Origin of the sequence: Paraglaciecola arctica BSs20135, from assembly GCF_000314995.1 — a bacterium.
Classification (GTDB): Bacteria; Pseudomonadota; Gammaproteobacteria; order Enterobacterales; family Alteromonadaceae; genus Paraglaciecola; species Paraglaciecola arctica.
On record NZ_BAEO01000034.1, the window covers coordinates 40194 to 61078 of the forward strand.

Below are 20885 nucleotides of genomic sequence, written 5' to 3' on the forward strand. Positions count from 1 at the left end.
AAATTAATGTCTGTGAGGACACCCCTTGTGATCAATATGCTGCTGGAAATCATCGGCGAAATATTTCATTCCACTGCGCAATGGCTCGACTGCACCCGGTGCAAGCGCACAGAAGGTTTTACCTATCCACATAAACCCACATAATTGCTGTAAAACATCCAAGTCGTCTTGTGATCCTTGGCCTGCTTCTATGCGAGTTAAAATTTCTACTGCCCATGGCAAACCATCTCGGCAAGGCGTGCACCATCCGCAGGATTCTTGTGCAAAAAACTGTAATAAATTTAAGATCATGCCAACCGGACAATGTTGATCGTCTAGAGCGATAATGACTCCAGTGCCCATACGACTGCCGACCTTGGCAATAGCGTCATACTCCATGGGTGTATCTAGATGTTCAGCTAATAAAAAGTCGGTGGATGCGCCGCCTGGTAACCAACCCCGTAGCGTCAATCCGTCCTGCATGCCACCGGCCAATTCTAAGATGTGCCTAGCAGAAGTGCCCATGGGTAGTTCCCATAAACCCGCATTTTTAACTCGGCCACTGATCCCAAATATTTTGCTGCCGGTATCTGCGCCGTCAGAAATCTGGGTATACCAGTCAGCGCCATTTTTTAAAATACCGGGCAGATTACATAGGGTTTCACAGTTATTAACTATAGTGGGCCGTCCAAACAGGCCAACTACTTGTGGAAAAGGTGGCTTAGCTCGGGGATTAGCGCGCTTGCCTTCTAGAGCATTAATCAGCGCGGTTTCTTCGCCGCAGATATAACGCCCAGCACTGGTATGTAAATGCAATTTTAATGAATATTGACTGCCATTAATGTTATCTCCCAACAAGCCTGCGGCTTGGGCTTCATCAATAGCTTGTTGTAAACGGGTAGCACAGAGGCGATATTCGCCGCGCAAAAAGATATAGGCAACATCAGCGCCAATTGCATAGGCTGCGATCATCATGCCTTCGATCAATAAGTGAGGAGCGCCTTCCATTAACCAGCGATCTTTAAAAGTACCAGGCTCCATTTCGTCTGCGTTACATACCAAATATTTGTTTTTCGGGGCATCTTCGCCCATAGGTACAAAGCTCCACTTCATACCTGTCATAAAGCCTGCTCCGCCTCGACCTTTGAGTTTTGCGTCGGAGACTTGCTGCTGAACTTCCTGAGGTTGCATTTTTAAAGCATTGGTAAAACCTTCGTAACCGCCTGTGCTCTGATATGCCTGCAGATTTTGTGGGTTGGCCAGATCAAGGTACTGACTTAATGGCTTATGCATTTTTGCCTCCCCTTAATCCTTGTAGAAGTGAATCGATTGATTTGATATCCAAATTTTCGACTAATTCTCCATCTAACATCAAGGCAGGCGCTTTATCACAACATCCCAGACATACATTTGGCAGCAAAGTGATTTTACCGTCTTTGGTAGTTTGACCAAATTCAATATTGAGGGTCTTGCTTAAGTGCTCAGTGATGGTTTGATAATCGTGCAACCAGCAGCTAATGCTATTGCATAAGTGAATTACATGCTCACCTACTGGATGGCGATAAATAAGGTTGTAAAAGGTGGCGACGCCCTCTAATTCTGTGGCTGACATACCTAACATATCAGCGATGGCATATAGGCTTTCATCACTTATCCAGCGACGTTCGCTCTGCACAATTTGCAACGCATCGATAGCGGCTGCAGGACGGCTTTCATATAAAGAACACTCATGTTCAATGGCAGCAATTTCTTTGCCTGATAGCACATCGCGATAATTGACTATGGGTTGACCCACTAGATCGACTTGTTGGATTGGAATGACACTGCTCATCGGTCTACGTCCGCCATAACAAAATCTATACTGCCAATGGTGGCAATTAAATCGGCAATCATTTGGCCTTTGGCCATCACCGGGATCATTTGTAAGTGTGGGAAAGAAGGGGTTCGAATGCGCGTGCGATAACTCATAGTGCTGGCGTCACTTGTCAGATAATAGGCATTGCTGCCTTTGGTTGCTTCTACTTCCATCATGGCCTCACCTGCAGGTATCACCGGCCCCCAACTGACGCCTAAAAAGTGCGGAATAAGAGTATCGATATCCTGCATAGTGCGGTCTTTTGGAGGCGGGGTAGTTAATACGTGATCAGCTTTATAGGGACCTTCTGGCATGTTTTGCACACATTGACGAATAATGCGCATGCTTTGACGAATTTCTTCCACCCGTACGGCACATCGGTCGTAACTATCACCCCGAGTACCTAGAGGCACCTCAAAATCAAAGTTTTCGTAGCCACTATAAGGGCGCTTTTTACGCAGATCCCAGTCAAAACCTGTGGCGCGAAGTCCTGGTCCTGTGACACCCCAGTCTATAGCGGTTGCGGTATCGTAAGCGCCAATGCCCACTGCACGTTTCTTAATTAAACTGTTTTGCATCACCATTTGGTCGTAATCGGCCATGCGTGCTGGCATATAATCAAGCCATTCGGTGACCATCTTGTCCCAACCTTTAGGTAAGTCAGCAGCCAGACCGCCAATTCTGAACCAAGCCGGATGCATCCTAGCGCCAGTAATGGCTTCAACTATGCCGAATAATTTTTCGCGGTCGACAAACATGTAAAAAATAGGGGATAAAGAACCGATATCCTGAGCGAAAGTACCGTAAAACAGCAAATGACTAAGAATGCGAAACATCTCACACATCATGACTCGAATGACCTTGACCCGCTCTGGCACAACAATGCCGGCCATTTTTTCCACGGCCATAAGGTAGGGTAGGTTATTCATTACCCCTCCCAAGTAATCAATGCGATCAGTGTAGGGGATATAAGAATGCCAGCTCTGGCGTTCGGCCATTTTTTCTGCACCGCGATGGTGGTAGCCGATATCCGGGATGGCCTGTACGATTTCTTCACCATCAAGTTGCAACATGATCCTAAAGACACCATGCACACTGGGATGGTTTGGGCCTAAATTCAGCCACATAAATTCTTCTGGATTACCTTGTGGTTTGAGGCCCCATTCAGCAGGATTAAATTTTAAAGCCTCTTGCTCCAGATCGCGGGTATCATCGGACAGACTATATTCGCCCATTTCCGTAGCACGAGCCGGATGGGTTTTACATAAAGGGTGACCCTGCCAAGTGGTAGGCATCATGATCCGCCGTAAACAAGGATGATCGGTAAATTTTATTCCGAACAAATCCCATACTTCCCGTTCGTACCAGTTTGCATTTGGCCAAATAGAAGTAACACTGGCGACTTCTTTTGCGTCCGCTGATAGTGCTACTTTTATACGTAGGTCTTGATTACGTGCATAAGAGCGCAACAAATACACCACAGTGAAATCACGTCTATGGGGGATCACCTTATGCTGACGAGTGGTTTCATCTATAGCGGTTAAATCAAATAGAAAATCAAAAGGTTGGCTAAGCTTGGAGCGTAATACTTTACACAGAGGTTTTAAATCTTGGGCGGTTACCCAAATTGTTAGGATCTCATCAGCTGTCTGCTCTTCATTTATCACAGCATCAGCAAAGCAGGCTTTGATCTCAGCAAGTAAATCTGGGTTCGAAGGTTGCGCCATAGTTTCAGCCATAACTACACTCTATCCGGCGGAGTGAGATCTCTAGCTTTCATACGTTCAACGTTATGAATGTCTCGTTGGCTGGGCTTAGCTATCTGGCTAACATTTTGCTCTCCTACCACCCAGCTTAGCGGACGTTGTTCACGGCCAATTGCTTCTTGCAATAACATTAAACCTTGCATTAACGCTTCTGGGCGAGGAGGGCATCCAGGCACGTACACATCTACGGGCAATATTTTATCAACACCCTGTACCACAGAATATATGTCATACATGCCGCCAGAATTGGCACATGACCCCATGGATATTACCCATTTTGGCTCGAGTAATTGGTCGTATAAATGTTTAACTACAGGAGCCATTTTGCGAAATACTGTGCCAGAAATAACAATCAAATCCGCTTCACGTGGCGTGGCTCTAATCACTTCTGCACCAAAACGAGCGATATCATGGCGGGCCGTAAAACTGGTGGCCATTTCTACGTAACAGCATGATAAACCAAAGTTAAATGGCCAGATAGAATTCTTACGACCCCAATTGATCATGTTGTTAAGTGTGGTGAAAATGACGTTTTTCTTGATGTCTTCTTGAACACTTTCATCTAAAACCGGGATTTGTTGTGGCACTTTATTAGGGTCACTGAGATTCCAATCCATTAACGTTGCTCCGGCAGATGTCTTTTAAGAATGTTGAGTGCGCCAATACGCCATAAATAGACAAGGGCGACTAACAGAATAATCATAAACACTAGTGCTTCTATAAAGCCGGTTACACCTACTTGTTCAAAGGAGATGGCCCAGGCGAAAAGATAGAGTGTTTCGAGGTCGAAAATTACAAAGAAAATGGCATATAGAAAAAAGTGATTGGCAAACTTAACCCGAGCGCCACCCAGCGATAAAATGCCTGACTCATAAGGTAAGTGAGTAGAATGGCCTTTTGTTCTGGGGCCTAGAAGTGATGACGCAAACATTACTGCGGCCAATAACAAAAGTGTAAAAGTGAAATACAACAGAATCGGCCATAGTTCGCTCAGCGCTTGTATCATGTTCATTCCCCCAAAAAATACGTTTTAGTCTTTCGGTCGTTATTGCCGAAATTTCCCCTTTTTGGATCTACTAACTATCAGTTCCACTAGGGTTGCACTAATAAAAACTCTTCCTCAAATTATTGAACTAGTACTACTAGTATTGATAAATAAGTCCGCAATACTAAAAACCTGTTACATATCCAACATCGAATAAATATCGATAGATAATTTCTTTTTCTCTTCCAGCATGTGCTCATGTAAATTTTCAAATAAATCCTGAACCAATTTACAGTCGACCGCTTGCTGCATCTCTGAATATAAATGGCAAAAATAATCGTCGAAAGCATTGGCCATTATTTCCACATCATCAGTATTTACTTGAGCCACCTCAAAATGAGTGGCAAACAATTCTTCTACATTGTTTTCGTGATCAAATTGAAAGTAAGTATTGAGTATTTTGTCTGGTGCTTTGTTAATATAAGCTTGCAATGAAGATGACAAATCTGACTCGTGTTTGACTAAAGTATTGAGCAGCATCTTAACTCGCTCATTATTAGCTTGATTTGATAAACTGCTGTAAAACTTTCCGGTACGGCTATGCAATTGTTGACTATGTAGCAGCAATTCATGTACCTGAGAAAAGTTACTCATCAATCTCTTTCCTTATTGCAAAACTTATATTTTTGACGCATTTAAAGCACTAACAATTAACGCTAAAATAATTTACAGGAATTTAACATTAGCTCAATATTTGGTCAGAAGATACTGATATTTGTATGTATTTTGTGCTTTTGGGTTTGGGGCTGGTTAAATATTGCGCTTGCAGTAATCAGAGGTTTGACTCCCAATTGTGGCGTAAGTTTATGTGCCATGGGACTTGCACCTTAGGTAAAGCTTTGTTCTAAAGTGACAGTTTTGACTTTTTATAGGTTAAAAAATGAGTAGTTTTTTTTGTCCTAATACCAGTATAAATATCCCCTAAGGATCTCAATAACATCAAGCCCAAATAGAAAAACTAAAATTCATGCAACGAACTTATTTTTGTGATCTTTTCTACCGTTATTCCCCGACCCCCTTTTATAAAATAGATCCCTGAGTATTTTAGATAATAATCGAAATTTCCTTGCGTTTTTCTGTTTGTTATCACAATGTAAACGCAAATAACTGTGCAATTATCATTACAACGAGATCACTATGCATAAACCTGAAATCGAACCCAATATTGCCATTGGCATGTTACGTCGCGCCCAATTAAACCCAGAACGTACAGCAATGATTTTTGAAGACACCACCTTTACCTATGGTGGTTTTGCGCAACTTGTTAGGCGGCAGGCTACATTATTGCAAGAATCGGGTGTATGTATGGGAGACAGGGTGGCTTTTGTTGGTTTTAATCAACCAGCCTTTCTTGAAACATTGTTTGCAGCTAATGCGCTGGGCGCTATTTTTGTACCCCTTAATTTTAGGCTTACCGCCGAAGAGTTAAAATTTATCATTAACGATGCGGGAGTGCACACCCTAGTGTGTGATGCCCCTATGCAGGAAGTGATTGACCCCGTTAAAAGTGAACTTTGTTGTCGAGAATACTTTGGTGCCGAGTCAAATATCGATGGCTGGCGTTCACTAACAAATGAGCGCATTGAAGCCGCACCTCTACAAAATCCCGTTGGAGTTGATCAACATGATACCTCCGTGATTATGTATACCTCTGGCACAACAGGTTTACCTAAAGGTGTGATGCTCAGCCACGGTAATATTATGTGGAATAACATCAACGCCCAGCTGTCTTATGGCGGTGGCAGAGATGACGTAGTGTTAACCGCTGCTCCGTTGTTTCACATTGCCGGCTTAAACGTCATGACTCTGCAGAGTTTTATGATGGGTTCCAAGTTAGTTCTGATTAGAAATTTTGATCCTGGTTTGGTTTTGCAAGATATTGCTAAATACAAAGTAACCAGTATGTTTGGTGCGCCAGCGATGTTTTTGTTTATGTCACAGCACCCAGACTTTGATATTACTGATTTAAGCAGCATTAAGATGTTGGTGTGCGGAGCTGCGCCGGTTCCTGAATCACTACTGAGCTTATATTCCAAACGTGAAATTAACTTTTGCCAAGGCTACGGTTTAACCGAAACCTCACCTTTTGCCTCTTTGCTAACCCCTGAATGGGCGATAAGCAAACTTGGCTCAGCCGGACAAGCTGCGTTTTATTCAGATCTTAAAATAGTAAATGATGATAACCAAGAGCTAGCAGTCATGGAGCATGGGGAAATTTGTATCTCTGGAGCCAATGTAATGAAAGGTTACTGGAACCGACCCGAGGCTACAGCAAAAGCCATAGATGATAAGGGCTGGTTCCACTCTGGCGATATTGGTTATCTGGATGAAGACGGCTTCTTATTTATTTGTGATCGACTCAAAGACATGGTGATAACAGGCGGCGAAAACGTCTATCCCGCTGAAGTTGAAAGTGTACTTTATAAACATGAACTAATCGCTGAAGTCGCAGTAATTGGTTTACCCGATGATAAATGGGGTGAAGCAGTGACAGCTGTGATTGCCCTTGTGGAAGGCGCTGATGTGAACTTGGAAGACCTAAGGGGATTCGCCGAAGTACATTTGGCTCGATATAAATTACCCATTAAATTACATAAAGTGCCAGCACTGCCACGAAATCCGGCAGGCAAGGTATTAAAATTTGTACTCAAAGAAGAACTATCAAGGAAACTATAAATACAATGACGATACACCAATCTATTTTGATAGAACGTGACGGGCCAATTGCAACTGTGAGTTTTAACCGTCCCATCAGTTTAAATGCTATCGAAGCAAGTATTCGTGCGGAATTAGGTTTAGCAATAAAAGAAGTTAATGAAGATGACAACATACGCGTGGTTATTCTCACAGGTGTGGGTCGAGCATTTTGTGCTGGCGCAGATCTCACCGAAACATTACCCGAAGGTGCAAGTGTTGAAGATGGCCTAAACGAACAGTACAAACCCGTATTAATGGCAATCAGCAACGCCCCTAAACCATGGATAAGTGCTGTAAATGGCGCTGCTGCCGGTATTGGTAGCGCGTTTGCCATGGCTTGTGACTTAACGCTAATGGCCGACGATGCCTATCTATATCAGGCTTTTGCCGCTATAGGCCTTATCCCCGACGGTGGCGCAACCTGGCATTTAGCCCACACTATTGGCCGTAAAAAAGCCTTTGAACTGATTGCCTTTGGCGAAAAGTTAAAAGCGACAGATTGTTTGCAATTGGGCTTATGTAACAAGGTAGTGCCTGCAGACAAATTAATGGAAGAAGCTAAAGCCATGGCCATAATACTAGCGTCAAAAGCCCCGCTATCACTTCGTTACGCCAAAGAAGCAATGAATGCCGCAATGAGCCATGACTTGGCAAACACCATCAGCATAGAAGCCCGCTTACAAGAAATTTGCGCCAATAGCGACGATGCCAAAGAAGGTGGGCAGGCGTTTTTAGAGAAACGTGCTGCGGTGTTTAGTGGGCGTTAATTGGAGGGAAGATCAAGAGACTTTTAATTGAGCTGTCAGGGAACTGCCAGAATATGTTTAAAATCGAGGCATAAAAAAAGCCGCTAAAAAGCGGCTTTAATTATCGAGTTGGTACAAATATGCAAAACGGTTTATGCAACCGCTTTTGCTTTTTCAATAGTCGTGTTTTGGGACTCAGATGCAGCAATTATAACTTTGTTATAGACTTTCTTTTTATCACTAGATGACGTGTTCTTCACAAAGTTAGACAAGGGTGTTGAAGCAACCTTTTTACTACTGAAATTAAACATAAAGCCTCCTCATAATCCTCATTTTTTCACGATTTCGCTTATTTCTTCTACAGTATAGCTCGGTTTAATATAAGGTTTCAAGCTACTAACATTGCTATGATAGGCTCTTGTTGTACCATCATTATATTTAATAAGTAAATCGACTTTAATTTTCTTACCAAACTTATCTTTCAACGCTTGGATAACATTTTGAGAACCAATAAACTGCTCTACAAAATGTTCAGGTAAAATCTTACGTCCTTCAACCTTTTCTCTAGCTTTTACAAACTCCCAAGCTAGTTTAGGATGTTGATAAACAAAGATTATTAGTACATCCCTTCCTTTGTCTAAAGACCTCTGAATGTTCTTTTCTGCGACATGATAACTCGCTAGCGTACCATCTAGTATAAAACTCTGATTATTCTTGAAAATATAGTCTAAAGATCTCTCAACTAAAGTCACAATCCCACGTTGAAATAAGTAAGAGTTTGATCCATTGTATTCTTCAAATTCTTCTCTCAAGTCATCTGGATCGAGCCGAAGAACCGGAGTTTCATCATCTGAGATCGATGCAACCAGTTCTTTCGATGATTCTGTTTTACCTGCACCAGGAGAGCCACTCATAAATACCGATACTGGTGATTCTTCAGGGAGGTAAATTGTACTGTCGGTCAACCTGCGACATATTGAAGTACGGTTTTTCTTAGCAAATCTTACTGCTCTAGCACTGATAGCCTGCTCTTCTGTACTTAGCTTCAATTCTCCCCTCCTATAAACTGCAAGAAATACTATGACTATATTTACACTTATCAATAAGGTGTACGAAAACTTAATGTGGTTACCTAGTAATATGCACTAGTTATCACTATTACAACATTGGTCAGGCTTTATTGGCAATTCAGTTAAAGGGATTATCAATTCTACTATCTATCCAGGCTTCTACCTCGCCCTGAACCCAAGCTACAGCGCGTCCACCGAATCAATAGGGTGAATCAATAGGGTAAGAGCGGGTAGAATCAATAGGTTCAGAATGACCCTATTGATAAATTGGACAGAAGAATACTTTAACAGAGAATACTGCTTCATCTGGGCCGAATGATTGAGGGGCAGTTGACTGGGAGGTTGTAATTCATAACGACACTCCTCGTTAATTTAATGGATCAAAATTAAAGCTTTCACCATCGTTGGGAACAAAAAATCGATGTTCCCAACCCCTAGCTTCTATTTCTGAGTGAATGGATTTACGTGTCACTGGGCAATGATCAAGTGCTTCAAGGTGGTTGGCTATTACCAGACCTTTTGTGAATTCTCCTATTTGAATCGCCTCTGATAGCCCCATAATAATTTCACTGCCTAAGTCAAAAGTTGCCCCTCCAGCTGGGATAACAACAATCGCTGGCTGGGAGTGTGTAATAAAATTTTTGACCTCGTTTGTTAATATTGTGTCGCCAGTAACATAAATACTGGGCTCACTTGGTAGCTGAATATGGTAACCGTAACCATGCGGCATCATTTTTCCAATCCAACCTTCACCGTGCAAACAGGGGATCAATTTAATGGAGCCGTTCATAAAGTGGTTTTCTGTTGACGGCTCTAAGGTAAACACCTTCAACCCTTTCTTTCTAAGAAACGCTGAATCCTGCGTTGAGCAATAAACAGGAATATTATTTTCTCTAAGCCATTTGATAGCTGCACGATCTAAATGATCGAAATGTCCTTTTTGACAGTGCGTGATCAAGCAGCAAGTAACACGTGTTTTTAATTCATCCATATTGGAAGGCAGTTCTACCAACGGATTTCTTCGTCTGGTTGTTGTGGCGTATTTAAGTGAAGCAATAGCACTCATAGGTGCAAACATAGGATCGATCAAAATGCCTTGTTTGTTTCCTTCTACGACGCTCTCAATCAGTATGGTCGCATTTCTAATCTGTGTGACTTTCATGTTTCGACTTTAATTATTCTAGGATAAGAAACAGTGTATGCAGGAAAATGACATAAGGTTATGGCTAAATTTGACATAAAACATACAGTTAATGACAAAGTTATTGTGTTAATTGTATGTTTTATGTCATTTTATGCCACTTAATCTAAGCTTAAGTTCTGTCATGATATTCATCATTGGAAACCAACAAGTGATCAAACAGGTGAAATTATGACAATGTATAACGTTGAACTAAGTCGAGTTTTTGTAAATATGAAGGGGCAAGGTGAGCCTATTTTATTTTTACACGGAGTACCGGATACATCAGAAGTTTGGGATGGAGCCATCGCGACTTTTGCAGATAAATACCAATGTATTGCACCCGACCTTCCAGGGTTTGGTCGTACACAATCACCACAAAATTTTGATTATAGCCTTGAGAACTTAGCCCATTTTATCGATCAACTTTTAGCGAGTTTAAGTATTACTGACTGCGTACATTTGGTCATTCACGACATCGGTGGCATCGTAGGGTTGGCCTTTGCATTAACTCACCCTGATAAAGTAAAAAGCTTAACCATAATGGATACCACTTTTTTTTCTGATTACGAATGGCACGCAATGGCAAAAAACTGGCGTAAACCAATATTGGGCGAATTGACTATGTATTTAATGAGATACAAACAATTCAGTGCTGCAATGAAGAAAAGCGCGCCAATACTGACTGAAGGGCAAATTAAATCAAATTACGATGCGTTGTCTTGGCGCAACCGCCGCTTGATTTTACGTTTTTATCGTGCACTTGATCCTGTCATTTTTAAATCTTGGGAAGGCCAGTTACACACCCTATCTCAACATTTTCCAACTCAAGTGATTTGGGGCAAAAAAGATACATTTTTACCGGTTGCACTTTCAAAACGTTTTGCTACCGATAACGTACATATTCTCGAAAACACCGGGCATTGGCCCATGTTAGAGCAGGCAAAAGTAGTACATAAACTCATAAGCAATAATATTGCTCTGGCAGGGTAATCCTGCCTGCTAGAGAGGGTGAAGATGAAAATTGGATTATTGATATATCCCGGCTGTGTAGTATCTGGTTTATTTGCCTTTGCAGAAATATTAGAGGTTGCGAATAAACGTGTCGGCAAGCCTGTTTTCAGTACTCACTGGCTAAGCGTTGATGGTAAAGAGGTCGCCATTACAACGGGAGGCAAAATCCCTGTAATGACAATGAAGGCTGAAGGTGCATTATCAGATACATCTGTGGATGCGTTGCTTATTCCTGGTTTTTGGACCAACCATCAGCGTGATGTAGAGTTGGCAATTGATGCTTACCAACCCTTAATATCAGCCTTAAAAACCCTGCCGGCTAAAACTCAAGTCTGGGGATACTGTACGGCAGTCTGTATCATGGCAGCTGCCGGTCGTTTAGAGCATCAACAGGCTACGGCTACATGGTGGTTAGCTGACTTTGTACAAAATAACTATGCAACTGTTGATTGGAGTTTTAGTCAAACCTATACGTTTGAAAGTCAAAATAGAACCGCTTCAGGACTAAATGGCTACCTGCCAATTTCCCAAGCATTAGTTGAAGAACATTGTGGTCAAGATGTCTTACGCGACATCATCGAATTGATGATAATTCCGAAACCCGAAAAATCCGCACAGCCCTTTACGCAAATTAAGTTGATGAAATTGGATGATAAACTGCTCAGAGGTATTTATATTTGGGTGCAAAAAACACCTGCAACTGAGCTGACCATTTCAGTCTTAGCCAAACACCTTAATCAAACAGAGCGCACCCTTGCACGTAAAGTAAATAAATTAACTAACTTATCACTAGCCAGCTTTATGCGTTTGATCAAACTTCATCAGGCCAGTGAGTCTCTTATATACAGTAGTAAACCTATTAATCTCATAAGCGATGCCTTAGGCTTTTCAGATGACGCAGCATTTCGACGTACCTTTAAAAAAGTATCTTCATATACCCCCAGCGAATATCGGCAGGCATTTCAACGTTAGAGCCAATTCAGTTGCCACAATTTTGCAAACACTTATGAAGTTTAGAAAGGTTAAATGTAGGTAAGTCTTTTAGTCGGTATGAAGTGGATGACTAATCATGGATAACTATAAAATAGAATTGTTTTCCTCTATAGTTCAATCAGACTGATTTGAATAGAAAGCCACAATATAAATTAAGGTTTTCGATATACACTCAAAGAATGATAAAAAGATTATGGATAATCAAAACTACTACGATAAAAAATTCACAAACTGCCTTGCCAGTAATAAATCACTTACTGCAGCAGCTCAAATAGTCATAGACGCTTACCTTGATAATAAACCCCAAGGCCAGAGAAAGAAAAAAGTATCGTCGGCAGAAAAGGACAGGCTATTTTGGCACTAACTCGGTACTTCAGCCAGGAGCTTGTCAGTAACTTTCCCTTGCTTAAAGTCATTGCTTCAAAATCCCCTTTATCCGTTAAAAATGCTGTTCGGTATTCAGCATTAGTACTGAAGCCGAGGTCTAACAAATGGCAAGAGCTGCAGCGATTAGCCGACGGTGAGACTGATAAATTTGATGAAATAATCGCTGTCATCAGGTTAATGCACAAAGAGCATGAAAGGCTGGTGGTGGATTTAGAACAAACTAAAAAGGAGTTAACCTCCTTAACACCATTAATGTGTTTAATTTATATTAGCCTATTTGCATTCGAATGTTTGCTTGGAACTGATACTGATAATGATGGTAACTCTCTTGCAAATAACGATATGGAAGAGGCTTGGTCAGCATTTAAAAACATATTGGCTTGGCAATTAGAAAGTAGCGACATCAATGATTTTGATTTAACTGAAAACCGTATACTTGAAACAGTAAAAGAGCATCTAATACCTTTTATGTTTCCTTCAGAAGAACAAAAAATTCATATACAGACTTACCAAAAAGTATCTGAGTTGATAACAAAACAGATTGCGTTTAATAGTTTTATTTCACAGTCAGTTAATGCTTTTTGTTTTGATGATAGCATCGCATTTAAAATTGAAAAGGGCATAGCAGTTATAGAAGAGGTTGATGCCCCAGCAAAGCTAGCCTGGCGGTTTAATGGTCACAAATTAAAGCTATTGAATGGTTATTGGTTTAACAGAGGTGTTAATAAACTTATAGCTTCTGGTATGGCTGAACAACAAATTGGCGCTAAAGAGAACCATGAAGCCAATCAGTTAGCGATGATTAAGACGTTTTCGACCCAGTTACGATTAGTTGAGGTTTACGGCCTAAATGAATATTTAACGGCTGACTCAGGGCTACGTGTAAACTTACATGAAGCGTTAATATCTTTAAATCTAATGTCAGCATTTTTTAGTAAAGATTTTATAGCTCATTATCAAAAGTATCTGTCTGAAGAGAAAAACTGGTTAACGGCAATCAATCGCTTAGCGTTTGAAGGCATACAACAAGGTGAAAACCGTTTCCCAATCACATGGTCATCTAAAAAAGACAAAGCTGCGAGAATTAAAGCTTGGACAGTTAATCAAAACTTCCCTCATGGTAACCAAAAAGCAGCTGAAGCAATTATTGACTTTTGGAGTCATGATCTAAAATATACGGCAAAAAAACTACAAAATGAAAACTCAACTTTAGTACTAATACCAGAGCTTTATGAACGCCCTATATTAAAATTTGGCAAACATATTTTTCAATTCCCTTGGATGGTAGCGTTTCAGAATAATTCAACAGCAGCACTAAATAACCTTAGGCGTATTGGGGCTGGCCGTAATGAAGCTCGATGTGAAACTGCAGCTATTGAATTAAGATTGGCTGAGAATTTCAAAGCTAGAGGTTTTACAGTTCTACTTAATTATCACCCCGAAAAAACACCTGAACATGATCCTGGTGAAATAGACCTTATATGTGCTTTAGAAGGGCATATATTTGTACTTGAAGTTAAATCAACATTTTTACGTAGTACTAAAAAGGATGTTTGGTTTCATAAAACAAGAACGCTTAGAAAGGCTGGTCAACAAATTGGTAGCAAAGTGAATGCGGTTAAGCAAGCGCTAATAAACGATGCACACTTTAAAGCATCACTTGGCCTTGATACCTGTGATGTAACATCCCTAGTAAGTGGTTGGATTGTTGACACCTCGATAGAGCATGACCATGAGCACTTTTCTGGCTACTTAAAAGTATCACTTGAAGAAATAATTATTGCACTAAGAGATGATAGTCAGTTGTTATTTGACAGAGATAATTTTGTTGAAGGTCAAGAGATACAAGGAGACCCTAACTTTACTTTATATCCAAATGATTTTACGGCTCAAAACTTCTTAAGTGTTATTGAACAAGAGAAAATTTGGTAGCTAGAGAGACACTTTAGTTTATTGTTTCACAAAGGCAGACTTTGCTTCGCCCTGTACTTGCGATGGCCTAATTAGGGACTCCGCAGGAATGCCCAAGCCATCATGGAGTTTTCTGATCATTTTTAATGTCAGCGAGCGCTTATTATTAAGAATTTCATAAACACGATTACTTTTACCAATCATTGGCTCGAGGTCTTTTACCGTTAGGCCCTTTCTTTCCATTTCAAACTTGATGGCTTCGACTGGATCGGGCAATTCCATCGGAAAGTGTTTGGTTTCATAGGCTTCGACCAGTGTAACTAACACATCCAGCTTTTCCCCTTCTGGGGTATCAGAGCCTGCCATCATTAGATTTCCAATTTCTTTTAATGCCGCTCGGTAGTCGCCATCAGTTTTAATCGGTTTGATGTCCATAGTGTTTACTCCAGCAATTAAATAGTTTGTACATTAATTTTGTCATACTGCCCGTGGGTACCGATGAATCGGATGTAAACGACTCGATAGACATAGTTGATCCATACGATCAGTCGAAACTTATTCCCGGCAATATTGAATACCACTCGCCCGTCTTTAAGAATGCTGGCATTCTTGTAATCCTGCTTAATAGTTGCAGGGTTACTCCAGTCGGCAGCCAATGCATGACGATACCAAGCTAACGTTGGCTCTTTAGCATCTATGTATTCTGGGTGTTCTCACCAGAAAGATTTCAGTGTCGATAAGGCGATGATTCTCATAAGTGTTACATTAGTCCCAAAATGGGACTGATTCAACAAAAAATAACTAGAAGTAAATGAATGGGGCGTCGTCAAATTAAAGGTTCAGCCAAATCGATAACAGATTTCAAGTTGGGATAACAGAAACAAAAAAGGCTTATCTTTCGATAAGCCTTTTTTGTTATGTGGTGGAGCTGGCGGGACTCGAACCCGCGTCCAGAACACGTCAACCATCGGTACTACATGCTTATTTTGTCTTTTATTTAACTAATTTGAACTCCGACAAACAGGATTTCTCATAGCGGGCCTAATACTATTTCGCGGTTCACCCTTAGACAAGGTTCCCTCGCTATCCTGCTGGGATGACCTTCCGAACCTCTACTAGCAGAAAGAGTATGAGTGGAAGGGCACTGCCGGTTATTAAGCGGCTAGTGCGTAGTTTTCGTCGTTTGCGACTATTTAAATGCGGCTTTTATAGAGGCAAACCGCTCCTCTGCATGCACCTAAAGCTTCTAGAGTCCTGTCGAATCCATAATCAGCCCCAAGGTGTTGGTTGCAAACTACCAACGAGGGGATTATAGCATAGGCCAGTTAGCTGTGAATACAGTGTTTATGCAAATGTTGTTACAAAGCTTGTGTGAAAGGGAGCTAAGTCAATATATCGGCTATAAAACACGCATGTTCGGACAGTTATCAGCCTATAACCACTTTAATTTTCACTTCATTTACCTTATACATATGGCCAAGTACAAAAAATTTCTTAGTAAAAGCATTTTGAAAGATAAATTTAGCGGCTTGTGAATATTTATCCGGTACTGAGCTGAAGTGTTATACAAAGAGTGGGCGGACTGGATATGAGGGGATTATTATCAGTAACGTGATTTGGGTTGAAGGGGATGTTAATCCCCAGCTGAATTTGGATCGAAAGGGGTATCGAAAAATAGCAGGCATTAAATACTGATTTTATTCTTTAATGCCTGTTTAATATGAGCACGCTAAATAAATATGCGGTTGATGAGTTGGCGTTATGCCTTATGTTTCATCATGCGTTCTTTATCACGGGCCCAATCACGATCTTTTACTGCATCTCGCTTGTCATGTTCTTGTTTACCTTTACCTAAGTAGACTTCGACTTTTACCCAGTTTTTCTTCCAGTACATGGCAGTGGCAATAATCGAATAACCTTGGCGTTCAACTGAGCCGATTAACTTGTCTAACTCCCGTTTCTTGAGCAATAACTTACGTTTACGAGTAGGGTCACATACTACGTGGCTAGACGCTTGGTTTAGCGGTTGTATGGTTGAACCAATGAGAAAGGCTTCACCTTTTTCAATAGTGACGTAACTTTCTGAAATATTAATGTTACCAGAACGAATGCTTTTCACTTCCCAACCTTGCAATGACATACCACATTCGAGTTTGTCTTGAAGGTTGTATTCGTGGCGGGCTTTTTTATTAAGCGCTATGGTGCTATTTGTAGATTTTGAGTTCTTTTTATTCATAGGGCGGTATTATAGAGATTGTGTGTTGTGGTACAACAAAAATTCATCGTATTGAAAAAGTAATGGATTTAAATGACTTATGTTAATCTACTGCGGTTTTAAATCTTGACCAATTAGGGAGTGTGAATGGCGAATGTATCTCGCAGTGCGTTAGTTGCCTATAGTGCTGAATCGATGTTCGATTTGATTAATGACGTACAGCTGTACCCAGAATTTATCCCCGGATGTGCTGAAACTAAGGTTTTGCAACAAGATAATGACAATATGCGAGCATCCATTCTCATTTCAAAGGCCGGTGTTAAACAATGGTTTACCACACACAACACCCTTAAGCGTGGCGAGTTTATCCAAATGAACTTAGTTGATGGGCCTTTTTCACGCTTAACAGGTGGCTGGACTATTACGTCACTTAGTGAGTCGGGCTGTAAAATAGAATTAAATTTAGATTTTGCTTTTTCAAGTAAATTAGTTGAAATGGCTTTTGGGCGAGTATTTAACTCGATTGCTGCCAATATGGTGATCGCTTTTACAGAGCGCGCCAAACAGGTATACGGCTAGAGGTTAATAAGAGCATATGACAGACCAACAAATATCCCTTGAAGTGGTTTACGGGACACCCGAAAAACAAGCTTTACTTGAAGTGGTAGTTGAAAAAGGTACCACAGTTGAACAAGCTATTTTGGCGTCGGGGATTATGAAACGTTTTCCAGATATCAATCTTGAAGTATTAAAAGTAGGCATTTGGAATCGCACTTGTAAATTAACTGACCTACCTAAAAAAGGTGACAGAATTGAAATCTATCGCCCGCTGATTGCCGATCCTAAAGAAGCTAGACGTCGCCGCGCTGAAAAAGCGGTAGATGAGGGTAGGGCGAATAGAGTGACTGGGGGAAGAGCGAAGGTTACTGTGAATAAAGAATAGTGGTTATAGGTGTTTTTTAGGTAACATTTTTGTATGTAATATGCGGATGATAAATATATCGTTTTTTCGTTCCCTATAATAAATTATGTGACTGATATAACGGTAGTAAAGGTAAGTTTGTTGTGTTTCACCATGAATGAACCTTCGGCCTAATTTGGGAGCCAGACTTATTTTTATTAGTGCTTCAGCTAAGCCCTCTAAATATTTGTCAGTTTGCACTTCTCCAAAATCAGCCATACTTCTTTTGGTAATATGATTGATATCCTTTTCAGCCTGTTTGGAGTTGGTATAGCTATTGGGCATGAAACTCGGTTTTTGCCATTTTCACAATATCGCTAAATGCTTTTGTGCTTTCGCCACTTTCTTCTCCTTGTGTTAAAGCATTTTGCAGCATTTGTATTTTACTTTCCTCCTGCTCTAATAAACGTAAAGCTGCTTGTATGGCTTCGCTCGCAGACCCATAACGTCCATTTTCAGTTAGTTGATTTAGAAAGCCTGTAAAATGTTTTCCTAAACTAATACTGACAGTTTGCGTCATAAAATGTACCTATACTTTAAGTTCTTAAGTTTGAATCTCTATTATAGTCGTTTTCAAACGGTAAAAATAACTTCTTTAGACAGTGCCATTTGGAATGATGTTCTTGGGATTGAGTTTTGACTGTTTCTTCCTTGTTATAAATACTAGTTTTAAGGTTATAGTTACTAGCCCCATACAACATGTTTAGGTGGTGAATTGAAAATACGAACGTTAGTTAAAGGTATTCTGTTGATAACACTATTTATTATTGGTGTGGTTTTTCTATTGTCTTATCTATACGCATATTCGGAGAATAGTAATTTTGAAGAGATGCGAAAAAAAATCACTACTTAATTGCGAACAACTACCTTTGCATTGCCTGATTAGAGAAAGTGATGAAGCAGGTATTAACGCCTACATCCAGTCAAAAGCTGATATAGAATTAAAAGATGGGTGGGGGCGTTCTGCACTATTTTGGGCTATTAAGAAAGAAAAGCTTGAATATGTCGATATTCTTTTAGCTGCGGGTGCGGATCCTAATGCACGGGATGAACAAGGAAAAAGGGTTTTACTAGTCGCCATAACGTCCGGGTTTACCAAGGTTGCCGATAAACTTATTACCTATGGAGCGGATGTTAACGGTCTAACTGATATTTATTCTAAGCAGGGATTGTTGCACTATTGTGTTCACAGAAATGGAGAACGCTGTGTAGTTTATCTGTTAGAAAATGGTGCAGATATCACCATAAAAGATGGATACGGGTTTACAGTGATTGAAAGAGTTGAAATGAATAATTCTATTTCTGACAATATTAGGACACTCATAAGGGATGCTGCGAAGACGCAAACAGCGCCAAATGTTGATGAATAATGAGCAAGTCGTGAAACAGTAAATCTGCTCAACAAGCTTTGATGCACTATTAGGAAGCAGTACAGGTTAATAAAATTACGAAAACTATTTGGTATTGCCGAACAGTATTTGCCAGTGGAGGGTTTTATCGTGAAAAACAAACGTAATAACAAGATGTTTGCAGTTGTTAAATGCGCTTTGAACAGTGCAGACCTTGAACGGGTAGATTAATGATGGCGCGGCGCTTGAGTCCTCGCCATCAGTTATCTAATTGGCATATTACAAGTTAGCTGGAGGCTTACAATTCGTAAAACGCATCCACCAACTTACCAATTTTCACATCTTTCACGATTTTGTGACTATTCATTAAAGTTTCGACAGACGTTCTGTTTTCTTCAGTGGCGTTACCATAACGATCTGCTGAGGTGACAAACCCTTCGAATGTCTCGCTGTCGTTCTCAATTGTCATATAAAGATGTTGAGTACCGACTAGTTCTTCCAAACTATCAAAAAACAGGCCGTAATCGGCTTCTGATGCTTTGTCTAACGTACAGCTAAACTCAAAGCCTAAAATGGCCCATTCGTCTAAATGCATTTTTTTTCGTTGACGTCTATTTCTGCTTGGTTGTTGTGACATTATATTACCTATAGAAGTTAAAATGGATTGATAACAATCACCTTTAGCCCAATGTTATAGATCGATGCTAGGTGATGATTGCGCGCATACTAGCAGCTTTTGAAAATGGGTAGTGAAAGAAAAACAAAAGCGGATAGTTGTTAGGTTATAATGGCGAAAATGATGAGGCAAGTTGTACGTCTTATTCCTAAATACCCTTACTTTTAACAAGACATTCCCATGAATAAACAAAAAAAATTAAAACAAATACACCAAAAACGTCTGAAAACGGCCAAAGCTAAACGTAATCCGAGTAAAAAATCCTCTTATATTTGTAAAGCTGATCGGCAAAAGCTTGAAGACCTAGAGGTATTAGCACCCCATAACATCCCATAGCGGTATAGTATTGCTTACTTTTAAAATCGTAATCCTAGCGCCTCACATATAAACTTTTGAAATGGCTGGGCACGTCCAAAACGACTGGCCACCATTTTGCAAAAATCAGCTTGATACAAATCACTTTCTTGTAGAGGGCATAGGGCAATAAAGTCTTTGCGTTTTATCTCTTCAATCAATTCATGTTCTTTGTCATAACCTTTAGGTGGGCGCGTTAACTTAGTGCCTGCCAATTCATAAAGCTCGGTAAAGGGTTGATGATTAATGGCATCTAAATAAGGACCTGGTTTGGTCACTATATGATCTCGAATGGCGGCCAAAGAATCTCTATCTGGACGCCAAGTGCCCACACCTAAAAAAATATCGTCAGCGGCTATATGCAGATAAAATCCAGGGGCGTGCACGTCCTTACCCACTTCGTGGCGAAACTGTATGCCGACATTGGTTTTATACGGCGATTTGTCTTTAGAAAATCTAACATCACGATAGACTCGCATCAGCGAACCGCCCATTTTTTTGGGGCTGGCTTCATAGTGGGGTGAAATAAGCCGGATCCATTGATCCATTTGTTCGATAAATGCGAGGGCAGGGGAGCGAACGTGATCTTCGTACTGTTGTTTATGATCGTTAAACCAGTCACGGTTGTTGTTGTTTTGTAAGTCGCGCATAAACTTCATCAATGAAGGTTCGAAATGATTGAACATA

Annotated in this window: 25 protein-coding genes and 1 other RNA gene; 9 read left to right on the plus strand and 17 right to left on the minus strand. The window is 40.6% G+C overall.

Translation table 11 applies throughout. The annotated features are described in order from the left end of the window. Nucleotides 1–3: 3 nt before the first annotated feature. The 6 genes from nuoF to GARC_RS12775 form a co-directional block, all read right to left on the minus strand. Entirely contained in the window at nt 4–1272 is a 1269-nt protein-coding gene (gene nuoF / locus GARC_RS12750; RefSeq protein WP_007620647.1) for an NADH-quinone oxidoreductase subunit NuoF, read from the minus strand. Then, complete coding sequence (nuoE, locus tag GARC_RS12755) at nt 1265–1810, minus strand: NADH-quinone oxidoreductase subunit NuoE (protein WP_007620648.1); 546 nt, start codon at nt 1808–1810, stop codon at nt 1265–1267. The genes nuoF and nuoE overlap by 8 nt, the downstream gene beginning before the upstream one ends. Further along, nucleotides 1807–3573, minus strand: coding sequence for an NADH-quinone oxidoreductase subunit C/D (gene nuoC / locus GARC_RS12760; RefSeq protein WP_007620649.1), 1767 nt, complete (start codon nt 3571–3573; stop codon nt 1807–1809). The genes nuoE and nuoC overlap by 4 nt, the downstream gene beginning before the upstream one ends. 2 nt (nt 3574–3575) lie before the next feature. Then, nucleotides 3576–4217, minus strand: a complete 642-nt coding sequence (locus GARC_RS12765) for a NuoB/complex I 20 kDa subunit family protein (protein ID WP_007620660.1) — start codon at nt 4215–4217, stop codon at nt 3576–3578. After that, on the minus strand, nt 4217–4606 hold the full coding sequence (ndhC, locus tag GARC_RS12770) for an NADH-quinone oxidoreductase subunit A (protein ID WP_007620663.1): 390 nt from the start codon (nt 4604–4606) through the stop codon (nt 4217–4219). The genes GARC_RS12765 and ndhC overlap by 1 nt, the downstream gene beginning before the upstream one ends. A 174-nt stretch (nt 4607–4780) precedes the next feature. Next, nucleotides 4781–5239: a hypothetical protein gene (locus tag GARC_RS12775; RefSeq protein ID WP_007620665.1), complete on the minus strand. Its 459-nt coding sequence runs from the start codon at nt 5237–5239 to the stop codon at nt 4781–4783. 543 nt (nt 5240–5782) lie between these two features. Here GARC_RS12775 and GARC_RS12780 point away from each other — a divergent pair. Together GARC_RS12780 and GARC_RS12785 are read left to right on the plus strand one after the other, a co-directional pair. Then, nucleotides 5783–7321 carry an acyl-CoA synthetase gene (locus tag GARC_RS12780; protein WP_007620668.1) on the plus strand — a complete coding sequence of 513 codons (1539 nt, stop codon included), beginning with the start codon at nt 5783–5785 and terminating at the stop codon, nt 7319–7321. Nucleotides 7322–7326: 5 nt separating this feature from the next. Next, nucleotides 7327–8109 (plus strand): enoyl-CoA hydratase/isomerase family protein, encoded by a 783-nt coding sequence (locus GARC_RS12785; protein ID WP_007620669.1) that lies wholly within the window; start codon nt 7327–7329, stop codon nt 8107–8109. A gap of 131 nt (nt 8110–8240) precedes the next feature. Here GARC_RS12785 and GARC_RS27015 read toward each other — a convergent pair whose 3' ends face one another. The 3 genes from GARC_RS27015 to GARC_RS12795 form a co-directional block, all read right to left on the minus strand. Next, nucleotides 8241–8399: a hypothetical protein gene (locus GARC_RS27015; RefSeq protein ID WP_007620671.1), complete on the minus strand. Its 159-nt coding sequence runs from the start codon at nt 8397–8399 to the stop codon at nt 8241–8243. Nucleotides 8400–8417: 18 nt separating this feature from the next. Next, nucleotides 8418–9137: a zeta toxin family protein gene (locus GARC_RS12790; RefSeq protein ID WP_007620672.1), complete on the minus strand. Its 720-nt coding sequence runs from the start codon at nt 9135–9137 to the stop codon at nt 8418–8420. 388 nt (nt 9138–9525) lie between these two features. Beyond that, nucleotides 9526–10320, minus strand: a complete 795-nt coding sequence (locus GARC_RS12795) for an MBL fold metallo-hydrolase (RefSeq protein WP_007620673.1) — start codon at nt 10318–10320, stop codon at nt 9526–9528. A 210-nt stretch (nt 10321–10530) separates the two neighbouring features. Between GARC_RS12795 and GARC_RS25960 the strand changes: the two genes are divergently transcribed. From GARC_RS25960 to GARC_RS12810, 3 genes are all read left to right on the plus strand, one after another. Continuing rightward, complete coding sequence (locus tag GARC_RS25960; RefSeq protein WP_052151503.1) at nt 10531–11331, plus strand: alpha/beta fold hydrolase; 801 nt, start codon at nt 10531–10533, stop codon at nt 11329–11331. 24 nt (nt 11332–11355) lie between these two features. Next, nucleotides 11356–12324, plus strand: a complete 969-nt coding sequence (locus GARC_RS12805; RefSeq protein ID WP_007620675.1) for a GlxA family transcriptional regulator — start codon at nt 11356–11358, stop codon at nt 12322–12324. Between the two features lie 375 nt (nt 12325–12699). Next, complete coding sequence (locus GARC_RS12810; RefSeq protein WP_007620679.1) at nt 12700–14664, plus strand: NERD domain-containing protein; 1965 nt, start codon at nt 12700–12702, stop codon at nt 14662–14664. A gap of 18 nt (nt 14665–14682) precedes the next feature. Here the strand turns inward: GARC_RS12810 and GARC_RS12815 are convergent, their stop codons facing one another. The 4 genes from GARC_RS12815 to smpB all read right to left on the minus strand — a co-directional run bounded on the left by GARC_RS12815 (nt 14683) and on the right by smpB (nt 16879). After that, on the minus strand, nt 14683–15078 hold the full coding sequence (locus tag GARC_RS12815) for a helix-turn-helix domain-containing protein (RefSeq protein ID WP_007620681.1): 396 nt from the start codon (nt 15076–15078) through the stop codon (nt 14683–14685). A gap of 17 nt (nt 15079–15095) precedes the next feature. Beyond that, nucleotides 15096–15341 carry a type II toxin-antitoxin system HigB family toxin gene (locus tag GARC_RS26370; RefSeq protein ID WP_226989145.1) on the minus strand — a complete coding sequence of 82 codons (246 nt, stop codon included), beginning with the start codon at nt 15339–15341 and terminating at the stop codon, nt 15096–15098. Between the two features lie 222 nt (nt 15342–15563). After that, nucleotides 15564–15920: a transfer-messenger RNA gene (gene ssrA, locus GARC_RS26375) on the minus strand. A gap of 482 nt (nt 15921–16402) precedes the next feature. Continuing rightward, the gene (gene smpB / locus GARC_RS12825; protein WP_007620684.1) at nt 16403–16879 is read right to left on the minus strand and encodes an SsrA-binding protein SmpB; all 477 of its coding nucleotides are present in this window, start codon (nt 16877–16879) and stop codon (nt 16403–16405) included. A gap of 126 nt (nt 16880–17005) precedes the next feature. Between smpB and GARC_RS12830 the strand changes: the two genes are divergently transcribed. Together GARC_RS12830 and GARC_RS12835 are read left to right on the plus strand one after the other, a co-directional pair. Beyond that, nucleotides 17006–17437, plus strand: coding sequence for a type II toxin-antitoxin system RatA family toxin (locus GARC_RS12830; protein WP_007620685.1), 432 nt, complete (start codon nt 17006–17008; stop codon nt 17435–17437). Between the two features lie 16 nt (nt 17438–17453). After that, nucleotides 17454–17801, plus strand: a complete 348-nt coding sequence (locus tag GARC_RS12835) for an RnfH family protein (RefSeq protein WP_007620686.1) — start codon at nt 17454–17456, stop codon at nt 17799–17801. Nucleotides 17802–17804: 3 nt separating this feature from the next. Here the strand turns inward: GARC_RS12835 and GARC_RS27715 are convergent, their stop codons facing one another. Next, on the minus strand, nt 17805–18104 hold the full coding sequence (locus GARC_RS27715) for a type II toxin-antitoxin system RelE/ParE family toxin (protein ID WP_007620687.1): 300 nt from the start codon (nt 18102–18104) through the stop codon (nt 17805–17807). After that, on the minus strand, nt 18094–18339 hold the full coding sequence (locus GARC_RS12845) for a type II toxin-antitoxin system ParD family antitoxin (protein WP_007620694.1): 246 nt from the start codon (nt 18337–18339) through the stop codon (nt 18094–18096). Before GARC_RS12845 ends, GARC_RS27715 begins: the two co-directional genes overlap by 11 nt. Before the next feature lie 301 nt (nt 18340–18640). Here GARC_RS12845 and GARC_RS12850 point away from each other — a divergent pair, with 301 nt between their 5' ends. Beyond that, the gene (locus GARC_RS12850; RefSeq protein WP_039989567.1) at nt 18641–19189 is read left to right on the plus strand and encodes an ankyrin repeat domain-containing protein; all 549 of its coding nucleotides are present in this window, start codon (nt 18641–18643) and stop codon (nt 19187–19189) included. A 277-nt stretch (nt 19190–19466) separates the two neighbouring features. Here the strand turns inward: GARC_RS12850 and GARC_RS12855 are convergent, their stop codons facing one another. Further along, nucleotides 19467–19805 (minus strand): YggL 50S ribosome-binding family protein, encoded by a 339-nt coding sequence (locus tag GARC_RS12855; RefSeq protein WP_007620706.1) that lies wholly within the window; start codon nt 19803–19805, stop codon nt 19467–19469. Between the two features lie 219 nt (nt 19806–20024). Here GARC_RS12855 and GARC_RS26380 point away from each other — a divergent pair, with 219 nt between their 5' ends. Next, nucleotides 20025–20180, plus strand: a complete 156-nt coding sequence (locus GARC_RS26380; protein ID WP_007620707.1) for a DUF2986 domain-containing protein — start codon at nt 20025–20027, stop codon at nt 20178–20180. A gap of 20 nt (nt 20181–20200) precedes the next feature. On the opposite strand, the gene GARC_RS12860 is transcribed toward GARC_RS26380, so the two are convergent. After that, nucleotides 20201–20884 carry a DUF2461 domain-containing protein gene (locus GARC_RS12860; RefSeq protein ID WP_007620708.1) on the minus strand — a complete coding sequence of 228 codons (684 nt, stop codon included), beginning with the start codon at nt 20882–20884 and terminating at the stop codon, nt 20201–20203. Nucleotide 20885 lies beyond the last annotated feature (1 nt).